Source organism: Pelagibacterium mangrovi (assembly GCF_036662815.1).
GTDB lineage: Bacteria > Pseudomonadota > Alphaproteobacteria > Rhizobiales > Devosiaceae > Pelagibacterium > Pelagibacterium mangrovi.
On record NZ_JBAFXA010000002.1, the window covers coordinates 477325 to 494564 of the forward strand.

The 17240-nt window shown below is 61.7% G+C and carries 14 protein-coding genes; 6 read left to right on the forward strand and 8 right to left on the reverse strand.

Annotation, left to right across the window (positions count from 1 at the left end; all coding sequences use genetic code 11):
- Positions 1-160: 160 nt before the first annotated feature.
- On the reverse strand, positions 161-1738 hold the full coding sequence (locus V4T21_RS05095; protein WP_332713952.1) for a cisplatin damage response ATP-dependent DNA ligase: 1578 nt from the start codon (positions 1736-1738) through the stop codon (positions 161-163).
- Positions 1735-2739, reverse strand: coding sequence for a ligase-associated DNA damage response exonuclease (locus V4T21_RS05100; protein ID WP_332713955.1), 1005 nt, complete (start codon positions 2737-2739; stop codon positions 1735-1737). Before V4T21_RS05100 ends, V4T21_RS05095 begins: the two co-directional genes overlap by 4 nt.
- A gap of 102 nt (positions 2740-2841) precedes the next feature.
- On the opposite strand from V4T21_RS05100, the gene V4T21_RS05105 reads away from it, so the two are divergent.
- From V4T21_RS05105 to V4T21_RS05125, 5 genes are all read left to right on the forward strand, one after another.
- A complete protein-coding gene (locus V4T21_RS05105; RefSeq protein WP_332713958.1) occupies positions 2842-3630 on the forward strand; it encodes an ImuA family protein in 789 nt (262 codons plus the stop codon).
- Positions 3518-5083, forward strand: a complete 1566-nt coding sequence (locus V4T21_RS05110) for a Y-family DNA polymerase (protein ID WP_332713961.1) — start codon at positions 3518-3520, stop codon at positions 5081-5083. The genes V4T21_RS05105 and V4T21_RS05110 overlap by 113 nt, the downstream gene beginning before the upstream one ends.
- Positions 5080-8409: an error-prone DNA polymerase gene (locus V4T21_RS05115; protein WP_332713964.1), complete on the forward strand. Its 3330-nt coding sequence runs from the start codon at positions 5080-5082 to the stop codon at positions 8407-8409. The genes V4T21_RS05110 and V4T21_RS05115 overlap by 4 nt, the downstream gene beginning before the upstream one ends.
- Before the next feature lie 125 nt (positions 8410-8534).
- On the forward strand, positions 8535-9533 hold the full coding sequence (locus V4T21_RS05120) for an aldose epimerase family protein (RefSeq protein ID WP_332713966.1): 999 nt from the start codon (positions 8535-8537) through the stop codon (positions 9531-9533).
- Positions 9534-9537: 4 nt separating this feature from the next.
- Positions 9538-10515, forward strand: a complete 978-nt coding sequence (locus tag V4T21_RS05125; protein WP_332713969.1) for an NAD(P)H-quinone oxidoreductase — start codon at positions 9538-9540, stop codon at positions 10513-10515.
- Positions 10516-10551: 36 nt separating this feature from the next.
- On the opposite strand, the gene V4T21_RS05130 is transcribed toward V4T21_RS05125, so the two are convergent.
- The 6 genes from V4T21_RS05130 to V4T21_RS05155 all read right to left on the reverse strand — a co-directional run bounded on the left by V4T21_RS05130 (position 10552) and on the right by V4T21_RS05155 (position 15627).
- Positions 10552-11445 carry a Wzz/FepE/Etk N-terminal domain-containing protein gene (locus tag V4T21_RS05130; protein WP_332713972.1) on the reverse strand — a complete coding sequence of 298 codons (894 nt, stop codon included), beginning with the start codon at positions 11443-11445 and terminating at the stop codon, positions 10552-10554.
- An 85-nt stretch (positions 11446-11530) separates the two neighbouring features.
- The gene (locus tag V4T21_RS05135; protein ID WP_332713975.1) at positions 11531-12346 is read right to left on the reverse strand and encodes a glycosyltransferase family 32 protein; all 816 of its coding nucleotides are present in this window, start codon (positions 12344-12346) and stop codon (positions 11531-11533) included.
- A 2-nt stretch (positions 12347-12348) separates the two neighbouring features.
- Positions 12349-13230 (reverse strand): glycosyltransferase family 8 protein, encoded by an 882-nt coding sequence (locus V4T21_RS05140; protein ID WP_332713978.1) that lies wholly within the window; start codon positions 13228-13230, stop codon positions 12349-12351.
- 102 nt (positions 13231-13332) lie between these two features.
- Complete coding sequence (locus tag V4T21_RS05145) at positions 13333-14523, reverse strand: glycosyltransferase family protein (protein ID WP_332713980.1); 1191 nt, start codon at positions 14521-14523, stop codon at positions 13333-13335.
- A gap of 64 nt (positions 14524-14587) precedes the next feature.
- Complete coding sequence (locus V4T21_RS05150) at positions 14588-15097, reverse strand: hypothetical protein (RefSeq protein ID WP_332713983.1); 510 nt, start codon at positions 15095-15097, stop codon at positions 14588-14590.
- Entirely contained in the window at positions 15094-15627 is a 534-nt protein-coding gene (locus tag V4T21_RS05155) for a hypothetical protein (protein ID WP_332713986.1), read from the reverse strand. The genes V4T21_RS05150 and V4T21_RS05155 overlap by 4 nt, the downstream gene beginning before the upstream one ends.
- 141 nt (positions 15628-15768) lie before the next feature.
- Here V4T21_RS05155 and V4T21_RS05160 point away from each other — a divergent pair, with 141 nt between their 5' ends.
- The gene (locus V4T21_RS05160) at positions 15769-17016 is read left to right on the forward strand and encodes an O-antigen ligase family protein (protein ID WP_332713990.1); all 1248 of its coding nucleotides are present in this window, start codon (positions 15769-15771) and stop codon (positions 17014-17016) included.
- The last annotated feature ends 224 nt before the right edge of the window (positions 17017-17240 follow it).

Genomic DNA, 17240 nt, shown 5'->3' on the forward strand with positions numbered 1-17240 from the left:
TTGCTCGTGGATATCCTGCTGCTGGACCCCGGGAACAAGTCCCGGGGTGACACGGTGGAGGGGGAGCGCAGCCATGCCACACCTCAGCCTGTCATTCCGGGACTTGTTCCCGGAATCCAGTCTCAGCGCCTGCCAATATCCAAGCGTTCATGGCAAGGGCTCAGGTCGCCGGGATTAACGCCTCGACCTCGGAAAGGTGTGCCGCTTCAGCGGCAGGCTTGTCCCATCTTATGCGATTGATGCGCGGAAAGCGCAGCGCGACGCCGGATTTGTGCCGCGTCGAGGCTTGGGCGCTGTCGAAGGCCACTTCGAACACCAAAAGCTTTTCCACTTCCCGCACCGGCCCGAAACTGGCGATGGTGTGCGAGCGCACCCATTTGTCGAGGTCTTTCAGTTCGGCATCGGTAAAGCCGAAATAGGCCTTGCCGATCGGCACCAGCTCATTGCCCCGCCACGCCCCGAAGGTGAAATCGGAATAAAACGACGACCGCTTGCCGTGCCCGCGCTGGGCATACATCAGGACGGCGTCGACGAGGTTGGGATCGCGCTTCCATTTGTACCAGATGCCGCTGGGCCGGCCCGGCACATAGGGCGCCGATTTCAGTTTGATCATCACGCCTTCGTACCCGCTCTCGTCGGCTCCCCTGCGCCTGATCGCGCCCAGATCGCCCCAGCCTGAAAATTCGAGGGTCTGCGACAGATCCAGCCGTGTCTGCGGCATTGCGCCAAAGAACGCTTCGAGCCGCGCGCGCCGTTCGGTCCAGGGGAGGGCTCGGATATCGACATTGCCGTCGAACAGCATGTCATAGACGCGCATGAAGGCGGGATGATCGGCCATCAGCTTCTCGCTCGCCGTCTTGCGGTTCAATCGCTGCTGGAGGGCGTTGAAGGGCGCCGGTTCGAAATCATGGCCCACCAGCAATTCCCCATCGAGCACCCCGTGCCCGAAGGCGTTCTCGATCAGATCGGGAAAGGCCGCCGCGATATCGTCGCCGGTGCGCGAAAACAGCGACGCCGTTCCCTCTCCCAGAATGAGCTGCACCCTGATCCCGTCCCATTTCCACTCGGCGGCGAAATCTTTGGGGTCGAGCGCGGCAAAATCCTTGGTCTCGTCGATGGGGTTGGACAGCATCAGCGGATGAAACCGCGTCGCGTGATCGACCGCGGGCATCGCCGCCCGTCCTTCGAGCCAGGCGAACAAATCCTCGTAGGGCATTTTGAGCCCGTGCCAGACCTCTTCGATATCCTTGAGATCGGTCCCGCTCATCTCGGCCAGCGCCGTCTTGGCCAGCCGCGCCGAAATCCCGATGCGTAGCGCACCAGTGGTCAGTTTGACCAGCGCCCAGCGCTCGTTGATCTCGGCGCTGGTCAGAAGCCCGGCGATCAAACCCGGCAGTTCCGATTTGGCCGTTGTGTTGAGGATTTCCACCAGTTCGGACAAACGCGGCAGCGGTTTCGTGCCACCCCTATGTGGCCAGATCAGCGCGATCGTCTCGCCCAGATCGCCGACATAGTCATAAGAGAGCGCGAAAAGATGTGCGTCGACCTCGCCCAGCACCACCTCCTTGAGCCGTGCGGGTTTCACCGCATCGAAGCTCAGCGCCCCGGTTAAAACCGCCAGCGCATACCCGCGGTCGGGATCGGGGGTCGCGGCAAAATACTCGGTCAGCGCCGCGATTTTCCTATTACGCGACGGGGTCAGCGCCAAGGTTTCGAGCAGCCGGGCGAAGGCTTTCATTCCTCCTCCCCCTCGTCCCCATAGCCCTGAATGTTGAGCGGTTCGGCCACCAGCCCGTTCTTGCGGCACTGATAGACCAGCGCATCCTCGCGCCCATGGGTCACCCAGATCGTCTGCGCCCCGGTATCGGAGATGGTCTGCAACAGTTCGGGCCAGTCGGCATGATCTGAAATCACCAGCGGCAGCTCCACGCCCCGCTGACGCGCCCGCTGCTTGACGCTCATCCAGCCCGAGGCCATGGCGAGCACGGGATCAGGCAGCCTTCGGCTCCAGCGATCTTTCAGCGCCGAAGGCGGGGCGATGACCACGCCGCCGGTCAGCTCGGCCTTGCCCGCATCGGTCGCGTGCCGTAGTTCGCCCAGCGCGATGCCGCGTTCCTCGTACAGCGCGCACAGCCGCAACATCGCGCCATGCAGGTAGATCGGCGCGTCATACCCCGCCTCACGCAACAGCGAAATCACCCGCTGCGCCTTGCCCAGCGCGTAGGCCCCGATCAGATGTGCCCGCTCGGGATGGTCGCGCATGGAGGCGAGCAGCCGGGCGATCTCGTCGGCGGGATGGGGGTGCTGGAACACCGGCAGGGCAAAGGTCGCCTCGGTGACCAAGAGGTCGCAAGGCACCAATTCGAACGCCTGCGCCGTCCTGTCGGGCAGGCGTTTGTAATCGCCTGTCACCACAACGCGCTGGCCACCCTGTTCGATCAGCACCTGCGCCGAACCCAGAATGTGCCCCGCCGGATAGAGCGTGATCGTCACCTCGTCGATCCCGATCCGCTCGCCATACTCCACCGCCTGGAACGCTCCGGCGCAATCGTCCCCATAGCGGGCCCGCATGATGGCGATGGTGTCGGCGGTGGCCAGCACCTTGCCGTGGCCGGACCGGGCGTGGTCGGCGTGCCCATGGGTGATGATGGCCCGTTCGCGCGGCATCACCGGATCGACATAGGTGTCGATGCGCTTGATATGGAGGTTGCGGTCGAGGATCGGGGTGGCTGCGAGCATGGGCCTTAAACGTTACTTGCGTCACTTCGGTTCAGCGAAATCAAGCCGATTGACTCTTGGTTTGTTCTGAGTCCAAATAGAACAAACAAGGAACATATGAGCATGGACAGAGCATTTCAACTGGGTGCGCTGCGGCAGGCTCTCGTGAGGCTCGATCCAGGCATTGAGGCCGGGCAGCATGGCGTCTTCACCCTGGGCGCCAGCCCGGTCGATGCCGCTTTGGGGGGCGGGCTGGCGCGAGGCGCGGTGCATGAAATCTACCCCGGCCACGCCGCCGATATCGCGGCGGCGGCGGGGTTCGTTATGGGGCTGGCCTTGCGCGCCGCCCCAAAGGCGCCGCTCCTTTGGGTGCGGCACAGGCGGAGCGAGATCGAGACGGGGACGCTCTATGCCCAGGGGCTGGCCGAGATGGGCGCGGCGGCCGATCGGCTGGTCGTGGTGCATGTGGACGCCGTCACCGACGGTTTGCGGGCAAGTCTGGAAGGATTGCGATGCCCGGGGCTGGGGGCGGTGATTTTTGAAAGCTGGGGAGCCTCGAAACATCTCGATCTGACCGCCAGCCGCAGGTTTTCGCTCGCGGCCCAGGAGAGCGGGACGACGGGATTGCTCCTGCGGGCGATGACCGAGCCCGAGCCGAGCGCGGCCGCAACGCGCTGGCAGGTGGAGGCGGCGCGGTCTTCCGATCCTCTCGGCCTTGTTGGACGGGCGACGTTTTCCGCTCGCCTGCTGCGCCGGAGGAGCGGACCCTCGGGCTGGCGCTGGAATCTGGAATGGAACCATGAAACCCTTGGATTTGCACAAACCCAGGCGCTACCTGGCGCTGTGGTTGCCCCTCATCACGACAGACCGGCTGCGGCGCTCGGCGATCCGGGCTGGGCAAAAACCGGCTGACCATCCGCTGGTCGTCGTCGCCCGAAAGGGCAATATCCTGACCCTGGCGGGGGCCGATGCCAATGCGCGTCAAAAGGGTTTAAGGCCCGGCCTCGCCTTTGCCGACGCCAGGGCGCGGGTGCCCCAGCTCGACGTCGTCGAGCACGACGAGAAGGCCGATGCCGATCTTCTGGAAAGACTGGCCGATTGGTGCGACCGCTACAGCCCGTTCGTCGCCACCGAGCCGCCCGACGGCATCGTCTGCGACATCACGGGCGTGCCCCATCTGTTCGGCGGAGAGGCCGAACTGGTCGCCGATATGAAAATCCGGTTGCAGGCCCAGGGGTTTGCCACCCGCATCGCCATTGCCGGCACGCCGCGCGCGGCGCGGGCGCTGGCCCGCTTCGGCAAGGGCGGTATCGTCCCCTTGGGCGCCGAGGCGCAGGCTCTGGCCCGCCTGCCGGTCGAAGCGCTCGAATGCGGCGAAAAGACCAGCCTGGGCCTGCGCCGGGCCGGGCTCACCACTTTGGCTCATCTTGCAGCCCGCCCCAGAAAGCCGCTTGCGGCGCGGTTCGGCGATGAGATCACGGCGGTTCTCGCCCAGATCCTGGGGGAGATCGACCGGCCGATCACCCCGCGCCGTCCCCTGCCGGTGTTTACGGCCGAGCAGCGCTTCGCCGATCCCATCGGGCTCATGGACGATATCGTTTTGGCCCTTGCAACGCTCTCGGAAACCCTCTGCGAGAAGCTCGACCGTCACGGGCAGGGCGGGCGGCAATTCGAGGCGGCATTCTTCCGCGCCGATGGGCAGGTCGTCCGCATCGAAGTGTTGTCGGGCCAGCCGCTCAAGACGGCGGCAACGCTCACCCGGCTGGTGGAGATGCGTCTGGAAGCCCTCGTCGACCCGCTCGATCCGGGATTCGGGTTCGACATGATCAGGCTTTCGGCGCTGGCGGGCGACGATGTGACGGCGCTGCAGGGCGGACTCGATGGCAAAGCGATCGTGGACATCGAAGTGCGCGATTTGATCGACCGGTTGAGCGCGCGGTTCGGGGCGGGCTCTGTGCAGCGATTTATTGCCAATGACAGCCATCTGCCCGAGCGGGCCGCCAAATCCATCCCAGCGATTTCCGATGAAAACCCGAGTGGAGCCTGGCGAGAGGCGAGGCCGTTCGGCGTTCCCACCCGGCCCCTGTTTCTTTTTTACCCGGCCCCCGCCATCGAGGTGATCGCCGAAGTCCCGCACGGGCCGCCGCGCAGATTCCTGTGGCGGCGGGCTTGGTTCGATGTCGTTTCGGCCGAGGGGCCCGAACGCATAGCGCCCGAATGGTGGCGCAAGACCAGCGACACGCGCGAGCGCGATTATTTTCGCATCGAGGATGCGGCGGGGCGGCGCTTCTGGGTGTTCCGCTACGGGTTCTACGGCAGGGGCACAGAGCCGGTGCGCTGGTATCTGCATGGGGTCTTTCCATGAGCTTTTATGCCGAACTGGCGACCATGACCAATTTCTCCTTCCTGCGCGGCGCCTCGCACGCCCAGGACATGGTTCTCACAGCCCTGCTGCTTGGCCACAAGGGCATCGGCATCGCCGACCGCAATTCGGTGGCCGGGGTGGTGCGCGCTTTCGCGGCGCTCGAGGATTTGCGCAACGGTGTCCGTCTCGTCGACAAGGTGCGCGAAGGCTCGGGGCCGGGAGAATACGTCCTGGTCGAACGCCACCCCGATCTTGATTTTTCCTTCACCATGGCCGAGCTGCAAGCCCAAGCGAAACACTTCAAACTCGCGGTCGGCGCGAGGCTAGTCTTTGTCGATGGAACGCCCGACATCATCGCTTATCCGCAGGATCTGGCGGGGTGGGGCAAGCTCTGCCGGCTTCTGACGCGCGGCAATCTCAAGGCGAAAAAGGGCGAGTGCATTCTCACCCTTCCCGATCTGGTTTTCGCCGCGTCGGGGCTGAGTCTCATCGTGATGCCAGATGGTGAAAAACCGGGTCTGGAAAAGGCGCTGAAAGAACTCTCCCGCGTCTCGGCCATCCTCTGGCTGGGGGCGAGCATGGGGCATGGGAGCAATGATCTGCGCCGCCTCCACGATCTGCGCCTCCTGGCCCAGGCTCATGGGGTGCCGCTCCTGGCCACCAACGACGTGCTTTACCATGCCGCCGGGCAGCGCGATCTGCACGATATCCTCACCTGCATCCGCGAGGGCGTGACGATCGAGAATGCCGGCACGCGGCTGGAGGCCAATGCGGAACGCCATCTCAAGACGCCAGAGGAAATGGAGAGGCTGTTTCAGTCCTGCCCCGACGCCATCGCCCAGACCGGGGCGCTGCTGCAGACCATCGATTTTTCGCTCGATCAATTGCGTTACCAATATCCTCAGGAGCCTGTGCCCAAAGGCTGGACCCCGCAGGCCTGGCTTGAAGAAATCACCTGGCGGCGGGCGGAATTGCGCTATCCCGAAGCGATACCCGAAAAGGTCAGGGCCCAGATTCGGGGCGAACTCGCCCTGATCGGGGAGCTTCAATACGCTACCTATTTTCTGACCATTTTCGATATCGTGGAAGTGGCTCGAAGCAAGGGTATCCTCTGTCAGGGGCGCGGGTCGGCGGCCAATTCGGCGGTGTGCTACGCGCTGGGGATCACGGCGGTCGACCCGGCCGAACATCAACTGCTGTTCGCCCGGTTCCTCTCGAAAAACCGGGGCGAGCCACCCGATATCGACGTGGATTTCGAGCACGAGCGGCGCGAGGAGGTGATCCAGCACATCTACGAGACCTATGGCCGGCACCGGGCGGGGATCGCCGCGACGGTGATCAGCTATCGCCCGCGCTCTGCCATCCGCGAAGTGGGCAAGGCGCTGGGGCTGACCGAGGACATCACCTCGCGCATCGCCTCGACGGTCTGGGGAAGCTGGACCAATGAAAAACTCCCCGACAAGCACATCGAACAGGCCGGGCTCGATCCGTCCAATCCAAACATATTGCGTGCCGTGAAACTGGCGACGCGGCTTCTGGGCTTTCCGCGTCACCTTTCCCAGCATGTGGGCGGGTTCGTTTTGACCCAGAACCGGCTCGACGAGTATGTGCCCATCGCCAATGCGGCGATGGACGAGCGCACCTTCATCGAGTGGGACAAGGACGATATCGACAGGGTGGGGATGCTCAAGGTCGACGTGCTCGGGCTGGGTATGCTCACCTGCATCCGCAAGGCGTTCGAATTGATCGAAACCCATTACAAGCGGAAACTGACACTGGCCGATATCAAATCGGACAACCCCAGCGATCCGGAAGTGGCCGGTGTTTTCGACATGCTGTGCGAGGGAGATTCCATCGGCGTGTTCCAGGTGGAAAGCCGGGCGCAGATCAACATGCTGCCCAGGCTCCGTCCGAGAGAGTTCTACGATCTGGTCATCCAGGTGGCGATCGTGCGGCCGGGCCCGATCCAGGGCGACATGGTCCATCCCTATCTGCGGCGGCGGAGCGGGGACGAAGACGTCGAATATCCCGAGCCCGGCCCGCCCCATGACAAGGACGAATTGCGCACCGTTCTGGAGCGGACCGAGGGCGTGCCGCTGTTTCAGGAACAGGCCATGCAACTGGCCATGGTGGCGGCCGAATTTACCGAGGACGAAGCCAATGGCTTGCGCAAGGCCATGGCCACCTTCCGCCATAACGGCACCATCGGCCAGTTCGAAAAGATGATGGTGACGCGCATGATCGCGCGCGGGTACCAGCCCGAATTCGCCCAGCGCTGTTTCAACCAGATCAAGGGGTTCGGCGATTACGGCTTTCCCGAAAGCCACGCTGCGAGCTTTGCCAAGCTGGTCTATGTCTCGGCCTGGATCAAGAAATACTATCCGGATGTCTTTGCCTGCGCGCTTTTGAATTCCCAGCCCATGGGGTTCTACGCGCCGGCCCAGATCGTGCGCGACGCATGCGAACATGGCGTTACGGTGCGCGAGGTCGACGTCAATTCCAGCGCCCACGACAATACGCTCGAGGGGACGGGCAAATGCGCGCTCAGGATCGGCTTCAGGCAGGTCGACGGGTTTAAGTCCGATTGGGGGGAAAGGCTCGTCGCGCGACGCGGAAAGGGTTACGCTTCGGTCGACGATCTCTGGCAGCGCTCGGGCCTGCCGGCGCGGGCGTTGACGCTTCTGGCCGATGCGGACGCCATGGGCTCTATGGGGCTCGACCGGCGCGACGCCGCCTGGCATGTGCGGCGTCTGCCCCAGGACGATCCTCTGCCGCTGTTCGCTGCCGCCGAGGGGCGCGAGCTGGGCGATGAGCCCGATATGGCCCTCCCCGACATGGAGCTCTCCGAACAGGTGGTCGCCGATTACCAGACGACTCGCCTTTCGCTCAAAGCCCACCCCATGGTTTTCCTGCGCGAGAAATTCTCTGCCGATGGGGTCCTGAGCTGCAAGGCGCTCGGGGAGGTTCCGGATGGGCGCAAGGTGTTGGTCGCCGGCATCGTCCTGATCCGCCAGCGGCCCGGCAAGGGCAATGCGATTTTCCTGACCATCGAGGACGAGACGGGCATCGCCAACGGCCTGATGTGGGCCTCGCGGTTCAAGAATTACCGCGGCGAGATCATGTCGGCGCGTCTGGCGGTGATCGAGGGGGAGCTGCAAAAGAGCAAGGAGGGTGTGATTCACATCATCGCCAGCGCGGTTTACGACCGCTCCGATCTGCTCGATGGGCTGGCCCTCTCCCATCGCGTCGGCGAGGCCGCTCCCCAGCGCCTTCATGGCCATCCGCGCAACGCGCGGGTGGTGCCGAAATCGCGCGATTTTCACTGATTTGCACGAAGGGCGCACCAAACGACGAATAGGAGCGCCGATCACCTGCATTTTCGCCGATCCCGACCCGTATATGCCGGTTGTGCGAACGGTGCTAAGAGCGTTCGAAAATGGGGAGAACGCCAATGGCACAAATCGTCGGTTCGATCGACGGAGAGGACGTCCACGAGGTGGTGCTCACCTCCCAGGCGGGGGTTTCAATCGCCATCCTCACCTATGGCGCGCTGATCCGCGACTGGCGCGTTCCGGTCGGAAACGCCCTTCGGCCGGTGGTTCTGGGCTTTGACGATTTCGCGTCTTACCCCGAACACAGCCCTTATTTCGGCGCCATCGCCGGCCGTGTCGCCAATCGCATCGGCGGGGCGAAATTTACTTTGAATGGGACCACTTACACGCTGCCGGCCAATGAGGGCCCCAACCATCTCCACGGCGGCCCGGGCGGCATAGCCAAAAAAATCTGGCGCATCGCCGAGGAAAAAAACGACAGCGTAAAGCTCACCCTCACCAGCTCCGACGGGGATATGGGCTATCCAGGAACGCTCGATATTTCCGTAACTTACAGGCTTTCCGGCCATCGGCTCGATATCGATTTCACCGCCGAAACCGACAGGGCCACCCCGGTCAACATCGTCCAACACAATTACTTCAACCTCATGGGTTCGGGCGACGTCCTCGACCACCGGCTGATACTCGCGGGCGGAGCCTATGTCCAATTGGGAGAAGGACAAATCCCGACCGGCGCCATCCTGCCGGTCGCGGGAACCGACCTCGATTTTCGCGCGCCGCGCATGCTTCGCGATGGGGATGGCAAGGGCCAGAAAATCGATTTCACCTTCGTCCTCGATACCGGCCGGAAGACCGATGAGCCGGTCGCTACTGTGGAAGCGCCCGACGGGGCTTTGACGCTCAAAATTTACACCGATCAGCCTGGACTGCAGGTCTATAATGGCTGGAAACTCGAGATGAAAATGCCGGGCATCGATGGCGTTTCATATCCCCCCTTCGCGGGGCTCTGCCTCGAAGACCAGAACTTCCCCGACGCCGTCAACCACGCCCATTTCCCCTCTTCCATCGTAACGCCCGAAAAGCCTTACCGGCATTGGTGCGCCATCGAGATCGGGTAGGAAAATGCGTGCCATCGAAATCGCAGGCAAAGGCGGCCCCGAAGTCCTGAAACTCGTCGAGCGCCCGATACCCGAACCGGGGCCGGGCGAAGTCCAGATCGCAATTGTCGCCGCAGGGGTTAACGGCGCCGATCGCGCTCAAAGAAATGGCGTCTATCCCCCGCCCGAGGGGGCGTCGGACCTTCCGGGGCTTGAGGTTTCCGGCACTATCTCGCGGCTTGGCGATGGCGTAACCGGCTTTGCATTAGGCGACAGGGTCGCCGCACTCCTGACCGGCGGCGGTTACGCCCAATACTGCACCACCCCCGTCGGACAGGTGCTCTCCCTTCCCAAGAACGTCGATATGATCGCTGGGGCGGCGGTGATGGAAACGCTCGCCACCGTCTGGACCAACGTCTTTGAAGCCGGCCGCCTGGAGGCGGGGGAGACACTGCTCGTCCATGGTGGCACGAGCGGCATCGGGACGACAGCCATCCAACTGGCGAAACTGATGGGCGCAAAGGTTTTTGTCACATGCGGCAGCGCGGAAAAAGTCCGCCATTGCCTCCAATTGGGCGCCGACTACGCCATAAATTACAAGACTGAAAATTTCGCCGAAACCATCAAGAGCGAAGTCGGAGGGGTCGAAGTGATCCTCGACATCATCGGTGGTCCCTATCTCGGTGACAATATCCGATCGCTGGCGCGGGGTGGGCGGCTCGTATTCATCGCCTTCAATGGCGGACGGATGGGCGAGCTCGATATCGCCCGGGTGATGATGAACGGCCTGACGGTGACAGGATCGACGCTGAGAAGCCGACCCGTGGCCGAAAAGGCGCGGCTGGTCGCGGCAATGCGGGAAAAAATCTGGCCGCTTCTGGTATCCGGCGCGTTCAAGCCGGTGATCGATTCGTGCTTTCCGCTCGAACAGGCGGCGGATGCACACCGCCACATGGAAACGAGCGCGCATATCGGCAAGATCGTACTGACTGTCGAGGGGTGAAGGGCAAAAGCGGAGACCGCTTTTGCCGATGGTATTCTAGGACCGATCGGATGCCGAGATGGGCTTGAGCCAGAACGCCCGACGGATGCGGTTGACCTTGTCGACCTGATCACGGCTCTGGCTTGCCGCCTTGAAGCCGCTGCGGATGAACGCCACGATCAGCATCAGAAAGCCGACGCCAAGTCCCACCAGGACGGCGCGCACGATAAGACCTCGCGATTCGGCGTTGTCGGGTTCCGTGGGGGGCTGGATGATGTCCTCTTCCGATACCGATCCCTCAAGCGCTTCTTCGATGCGCAGCATGTCGGCGCGTCTTGTTTCGATATTGGTGAGAATGGTCACTATCGATTGGCCGATCTCGCCGAGCGTGGCAGCAGAGTCCGAGGCACCCGATTCCACATCGTCGGCGATACGATTGAAACGATCAAGCGTGCCTTGCAGTTCGGACACCGATGCCTCGGCCATTTGCAGCTCGAGTTCGAGAAGGTTTTGCTGGCTGGCACTCGGTGTCGAATTTTCGATCAGAGAATTGAGAATTGCCTGGAGAAGCTGCTGCGCCCCATCGGGAGTTCGTCCACTTACTTGAAGCCGATAAAGTTCAGTGCCCTCCTGTGGCGTGATCGTCAGATCTTCCTGGATGAGAGCCTGTCGTGCCCGTGAAAGCGCGCCTTCGTAACCTTCGATGTATGAACTGTTGAGGATAGCGGGGTTGAGGACTCGGGCGGAGGTCAAAAGCGCTGCATCGTCGGCATTCAACCGCACGAGAGCTTCGGAATCGTAGGAGCGGGGCGTCAAGGACCAGAGCGCGCCAAAGGCGACGAGGGCTGCAAAAATCGGTACGAGCACGAGCAGCAGCCAATTTTCAGCCAGCACGACAGCGATATCGAGGAGGCTGATTTCGTCGTTTGCCGTTTCGGTTTCCACGATCATTGTCTCCGCATGGTTCAGCGTCCTTTACGAAACGCGGTGCATGGGCGCAAGCCCGTCGATGGCATGAAAAAGAAGCGAGCACCGCTTATGGGGCGAGCCGCATGCGTTTGAGTTCGCGATCGATAAAACTATCGGGTTCCGGTGCGCGCAGCGTGCCGAGCGCGCGAGACGTGAGGGCGCTGTTCCAGATGTGGACGGAGAGGGTTTCGGGCGCAATGAAATCCTCGATGCGGCTGCCCGATTCGAGCAATCGGTCGGCTCCGCCATAATCGACCGGGTAGAAGACGTCCTTGGGCTGCACATAGGATTGCAGGCCCATGGCGGGGATATAGTGGTTGAGCGGCACCGGTCCTGTGGCACCGAACTGCATGTGATGGACCGGCAATTGTTCGCCCACCGCGCGGCGGATCACCACTTCGAAATGGCGCCAGGGAGCCAGGCCGGGCGGAATTTCGCCGCTTGTGAAAACGCGCTGCAACGCCGCCAGCAAATCGCTGCCGGCGGGGCAGGCAAAGACCGCCTGATTGACCTGGGCCTTGAACCCGTTGCGCAGGGAGGGATGATTCTCATAGCCGAAAACATAATCGGGCAGGCCTACATAAGATTTTATGCAATAGACGTCGCAATCGACCCAGATGCCGCGTTCCTGCGCCATAAGTTCGAGCCGGAACAGATCGGCAAAGACGGCCGGAGTTCGCGTACCCTTGTAAAAGAACATGCGTTCGCGCGGCAGGATCTGGGCCGCGTCGGCAAGGTCCACACCCGGAGGCACGCCATCGAGCGTTTCATAGGAAAAAAGGGTGACGCCATGTCCCTTTTCCACGAAGGACGCCAGGCAAAGACGCGCCAGATAGGTGAGCGGCCCGTGCCAGAACGAGCACACCGCAGGACGATCGGTCACACTCAACTCCTCAAGAAAGGCAGATAGCGACCGGCCCTGCGGCGCAGGCGGTGCCGGAAGAACTTATAAAAGATTCGGTTGGTCATCACATGTCGGTACATGCGGAAAAAGGCGACTTTGGACACAAGGTTCCAGGGTTTGGACCGGCCGACATAGTGAAGGTTGTAAACCTCCAGGCCTTCATGGGCAAAATCGGGGCCGATGACGTTCCATTTGGCGTCGAGGGGATAAAAATCGTCGCGGAACAGGATGTTGAGAAAATCCTGATCATAATAGATTCGATCCATGATCCCCTTTTTCGTGAAGTCGACAATGGTGTCGGCAACTCTGGCGGCGCGCCATTTTTCCATGTCGATGAGGAGCAGGCCGGCATTGAAATAAGGGTCAGCGGGATCGAAGAGATCGCGATTGTTGCGGAAGTCGCGCCCCGTGGCGATGAAGGCGCCCCAGCGCTCGGGCACGGCACCCAGGGATTTTCCCTTCAAATCGGTGGTCCAGAGCTTTTCGATGGGTGCGAGCACCATCATGTCGCTGTCGAGATAGATGAGGCGTTCGACCTCGGCCGGCAGCAATTCGTCGAAAAGCAGGCGCGCATAGACGATGTTGGTCAGCCGCTTGTCATAGGGGAGGTGCGAGATTTTTTCGTTGAAGGACGCCGATTTGGTGATGTCGTAGAATTTGAGCGTGGCGCCGAACTCGGTTTCGAGCTCGCGCAGATCGTCGATCTGGTCCTGAGGGAGGGGACGATGGCAAAGATGGAAGACGAGATCGCCGCGCCGCCGCGTATGCAGGCAGACCGAGCGCATGGTGCCGAAGGCAGGGGCCCAGAAATTGGCATCGAAGGTCAGCGCGATATGGATCGGGCCGCTTTCAAGTTCGTTCATCAAACTCGTTCCGGTGGCTCTTGCTGCAAAGCCCGTGAGTGCACCGGACAATGACGTTATGCAACATATTTATGACGGCCTGCGCCCAAGACTGCCTGCGCTTTAGCGCCCGTTTATGGCCGGGATTGGGGCAAGGTCGTAACGCGCCGCGTCGGCGTCGAGCGCTTGAAGGCGGCGCAGGGAAAAGCTTGGCGGCCTGTCGTCGTCGCGCGTCTCTTTCCAGCCGGTGTTGATCGCCTTGAAATGCCAGAACGGGGCTTCGGGCGCGGCGCGCAACAGCGTTTTGGGAACGTCGTAGATGCGGTGGACGCTGGGCTTAGCAGCAAGGTCCTGGACCCATGGGCGGCTTGGGTCGAGTGCCCATTTGTTGGCGCAGCGCGAAAGGAAGGGTATTTTGCTGGTGCGCCGATAGGCCAGATGAGGCAAGCTCAGGTTCGCCGTTTCGCTGGCGACCGGTTCGACCCAGCGCCCCTTGAGCGTTACCAGCCCGTCGGTGCTCTCGCGCGCGAAATCGAATATGGATTTGCCATCGAGCGTGCCGACCAGTTCGTCGATATCGCAATTGAGCAGACCCCGGGCACTCCCGGCAAAACGGCGCAAAGCAACATTGAGGCTCGATACCTGCAGAAAATGGGGGTAGTGGGGGCGGTCAAGGATGGCCGGGTCCTTGCGGCCGTATTTGTGCGGCCAGGAGAGGATGGCGATTTCGCCCATGCCTTCGACCGACAGGGCAGAAGCGATGTCGGCCGGGGTGTAGCGGGTCGAGCCATTGTCGAAAAAGACGCAGGCATCGGCGCCATGCAGCCGCACATGCCATCTGGCCCAGGCCGCGATCCAATCGAGATCATTGTCCTTGTTCATGGTGACCAGCACATTGCGTCCCTTGAACCGCTCGGCCTCATTGGGCCTGATTGGGAGGCCAAAGGTGAGATCGGCCAGGGCTAGCGAAATTTCCGTTGCGTTCTGGGGTACGTTTTCCAGGGCGATCAGCATCGTGGAGCGCGAGGGATAAAATCTCGCCTGCAAAGGCTCGCCCCCCCCATCGGTCGAGAAACGCGCCGTGCGGAAGAGCGGTTCGAGATTGAGCGCCGGAGGGCCGACGAGGATCACATCGCGTCCGGTTGCGTTCCGGAAGCAGTCATAGATCAACGCGCGGGATTCGAAGGTCTGGAGGAATGCGGGTGAGCGCTTGCGTTCAGGCTTGAGCGGCAGGCGGCGCAAGGATGAGTTTTCGGGGATCACGGCCGATGAGGAGGCGGGGAATGCCGGGGTTGGATTTTGCGATTGCTGCATCAATCGGCCTTTCGAACGCTGATCACCGGCCGCAATACCAGACTGGCAATGAGGCGCAAGCGCGTCAGGGGCGGGGACGGCAGTGGGTGGCGTCCTTAAGGACATCTTTTTCAACCGGCCCGGCGATCGAATAGATCTCGAGTGCGAACGGCATGGCCGAGAGCGCCAGACCGCAGAGGCGGTGGTTGAGGTCCATTATATATTGCCCGCCATCGGGAAGGGCGAAGGTGGGGACGTCGAGCGGGATGGGGGACTTCTCTCTTTTATAAAGGTCGGCGAAATGGCTGATGCTGGAGCGGTCGGGCTCGGGAACGCGGGCGAGTTTGGCGATCACCTCGCCGACGCGCATTTGGCGCATGGCCAGCCAGTGGAGAAAATGGCCGTTGATGCGGCCCAGACTGTAGCGAAAAAAGGTATGGAAGCTGTCGAGGCTCGCGGGGTCAGTGACTTGGATATGGGTGACGGGCCAGTTCTCCGTTTCGAACCGTTTCCAGTTGAACCCCACGGTGATTTCGGGAAAACGTGCCCTGAACGCCTGGGGCGAGAGGGCAGAAGGTTCCGATACCGTACTCATCGGGCCGTTCCGGCGCTCAGGGCTAAATGCAGGCGCCTTCCGAACCGCCTGAGACCGCCATCCCAGAATTTAAGATCCTTGAGTATGCGCCGGTCGACAGGCCCATCGAGCACCGCAAGGGTGAGGTGAAACGGGCGGCGGGCAATGGCCGCAGCAGTGGCGCGGTGATTGCCGTCCAGCAGCAGGAAACCGTCTGTTCCCAACCCATAAGCGGGGAGCACCATTTCGATCGGTTGGGCGTCCGGCTGGCCGAATGCCGCCACATAGCGCGTAAAGGCGCTTCTGTTCGCCGGCTCGAACTCATCGAGGCGTTCGCGCACTTCCTTGACCCGCATCGGGAAGGCGAAAGGATTTTTCATCGAACACTCGACCTGGGTCGGCGTGCCGCGATAGCAGGTGAACAGCGCATCGAGGGCGTCATGGTCTTCGATGGTTTCGAGGCTGTAGCGCGCCGCGCCGGGATCGATGCGGTCCCTGTGCAGCCGCATCTGGGTCGACAATTCATCAAAGATCGATTTTGAGTCGGACATTTGTCTCATTTTCATGACGGCTCTTGTTTCCAAGGCGACACCCGGTTCAAGCCGATGTAATCGTCATTAGCGTTTCGGGGCCGGTTGCCGTATAGGCGCCATCGTTCGATGCCAGATGCCGGGGCATCATTGGGAGATAACATGCTTTCACGATTGGGCGCCGCCCCCAATATCGCCGCCTGGATAGTCCTGGCCTCATTGCTGGTTCTGGCCAACCTCATCGGCAATGCTTCGCCCTATATCTATCTCGTCGTCCTGGTGATCGCCTGGCCGTTCCTGTTCATGGACGCCGCGGCGCGGCACGCCATGAACCGGTGGGAATCCTACGCCTATCTAACAGCATTTTTGTTCATGCTCATCGGTTTTACCTTCGCGGCGGGCGGATGGGAGCATTTCGAAAATGTGGGCAATTTCCTTCCCTATCTGCTGTTCCTTCCCGCCGTCGGGCTTTTCGACCGGTCGGCCCGGCCCGGCAACACGCTGATCATCGCCACCCTGGCGCTGATCGGGGCGATCGTTGCGGTGGGAACGGCTGTTTTCGACGTCCATATCATGGGGCACCGCCGCGCTGTGGGGCTGGTCAACACCACCAATCCCTTTGCCATGGTCTCGGTGATGTTGGGCTTTCTCTCCCTGATGGGCTTTTGGGCGATCCGGGATTGGCGGCGCTATCTGTTCTTTATCGGTCCGATCTTTGCGACCTGTGCCGTGGTGCTGGCCGGCACGCGGGCGGCCATCCTGATCGTCATGGCGCTGAGCGTCCTGTTTGCTATTTTCGTGGGCGTCAAATTGAGCAGGAAAGGGCGATCGGCGCTGGTGGGCGCGGGTGTGCTGGCGGCCGTTGCGGGCGGCGCAGCCATTGTGGCGCTGGGAGCTGACACGCGGGCCTTCCAGGCGATTGAATCGATCTATCTGTTCTTTGCCGAAGGGCAGGCCATCGATCGCTCGGTCGCCATCCGGCTCGAGCTGTATCGCGGCGGCATCATGGCGTTTCTCGATTCGCCGATCTTCGGTCATGGCTGGAGGCATCACGTCGAGGCGGCGCGTCCCTATATGGTGGACGAAAGCATCGCCCAACGTGTGGCCCGCTGGTCGCATCTTCACAATGACTACATCAATTTCGCGGCGCTGGCGGGCATCTTCGGGCTGGCCTCATATTTCATCTATCTCCTCGTCCCCATCATCGCGACGTGGAAAGCCGAGCGTGACAGCCAGTATCATGCCCGTCTCTACGGCGGTTTCGTCGTCTCAACCTGCTATGCGATTTACGGCGTTTTCGGCTCGGCGTTCGCGGCCGAGCTGCTGTTATGTTTCGGCGTGGTGTTCACCGCCGTGCTCGTCGGGTTCTGCAAGGACAGACCGCGCGTTGAATGTGCTGACGTTACATGACTGTCATATGACACGACTATGATTTCCAGGCTTTTCTAAAGCGTGCCCCGAGTCCTTTAATATTGTGGGATTTCCCGGCTGGCGAAGAGTGTTCGATATAGCTCTAGATATCTTCGCTTATTCATTAGCACCGTTCAAATCTAGTGCTTGATCTTAGGGAAGTCTTCCCCTAGGCCGTAAACTCATAAACGGGTGACAGTGGTGGCTTGATTTGATTCAAGGCT

Excerpts from the sequence above, each read along its gene's own strand:
- V4T21_RS05150 (WP_332713983.1), bottom strand. The coding sequence starts at position 15,097 with ATGAGTACGGTATCGGAACCTTCTGCCCTCTCGCCCCAGGCGTTCAGG.
- V4T21_RS05130 (WP_332713972.1), bottom strand. The coding sequence starts at position 11,445 with ATGATCGTGGAAACCGAAACGGCAAACGACGAAATCAGCCTCCTCGAT.
- V4T21_RS05120 (WP_332713966.1), top strand. The coding sequence starts at position 8,535 with ATGGCACAAATCGTCGGTTCGATCGACGGAGAGGACGTCCACGAGGTG.
- V4T21_RS05110 (WP_332713961.1), top strand. The coding sequence starts at position 3,518 with ATGAAACCCTTGGATTTGCACAAACCCAGGCGCTACCTGGCGCTGTGG.
- V4T21_RS05155 (WP_332713986.1), bottom strand. The coding sequence starts at position 15,627 with ATGTCCGACTCAAAATCGATCTTTGATGAATTGTCGACCCAGATGCGG.
- V4T21_RS05095 (WP_332713952.1), bottom strand. The coding sequence starts at position 1,738 with ATGAAAGCCTTCGCCCGGCTGCTCGAAACCTTGGCGCTGACCCCGTCG.
- V4T21_RS05125 (WP_332713969.1), top strand. The coding sequence starts at position 9,538 with ATGCGTGCCATCGAAATCGCAGGCAAAGGCGGCCCCGAAGTCCTGAAA.
- V4T21_RS05115 (WP_332713964.1), top strand. The coding sequence starts at position 5,080 with ATGAGCTTTTATGCCGAACTGGCGACCATGACCAATTTCTCCTTCCTG.
- V4T21_RS05160 (WP_332713990.1), top strand. The coding sequence starts at position 15,769 with ATGCTTTCACGATTGGGCGCCGCCCCCAATATCGCCGCCTGGATAGTC.
- V4T21_RS05145 (WP_332713980.1), bottom strand. The coding sequence starts at position 14,523 with ATGCAGCAATCGCAAAATCCAACCCCGGCATTCCCCGCCTCCTCATCG.
- V4T21_RS05140 (WP_332713978.1), bottom strand. The coding sequence starts at position 13,230 with ATGAACGAACTTGAAAGCGGCCCGATCCATATCGCGCTGACCTTCGAT.
- V4T21_RS05100 (WP_332713955.1), bottom strand. The coding sequence starts at position 2,739 with ATGCTCGCAGCCACCCCGATCCTCGACCGCAACCTCCATATCAAGCGC.
- V4T21_RS05105 (WP_332713958.1), top strand. The coding sequence starts at position 2,842 with ATGGACAGAGCATTTCAACTGGGTGCGCTGCGGCAGGCTCTCGTGAGG.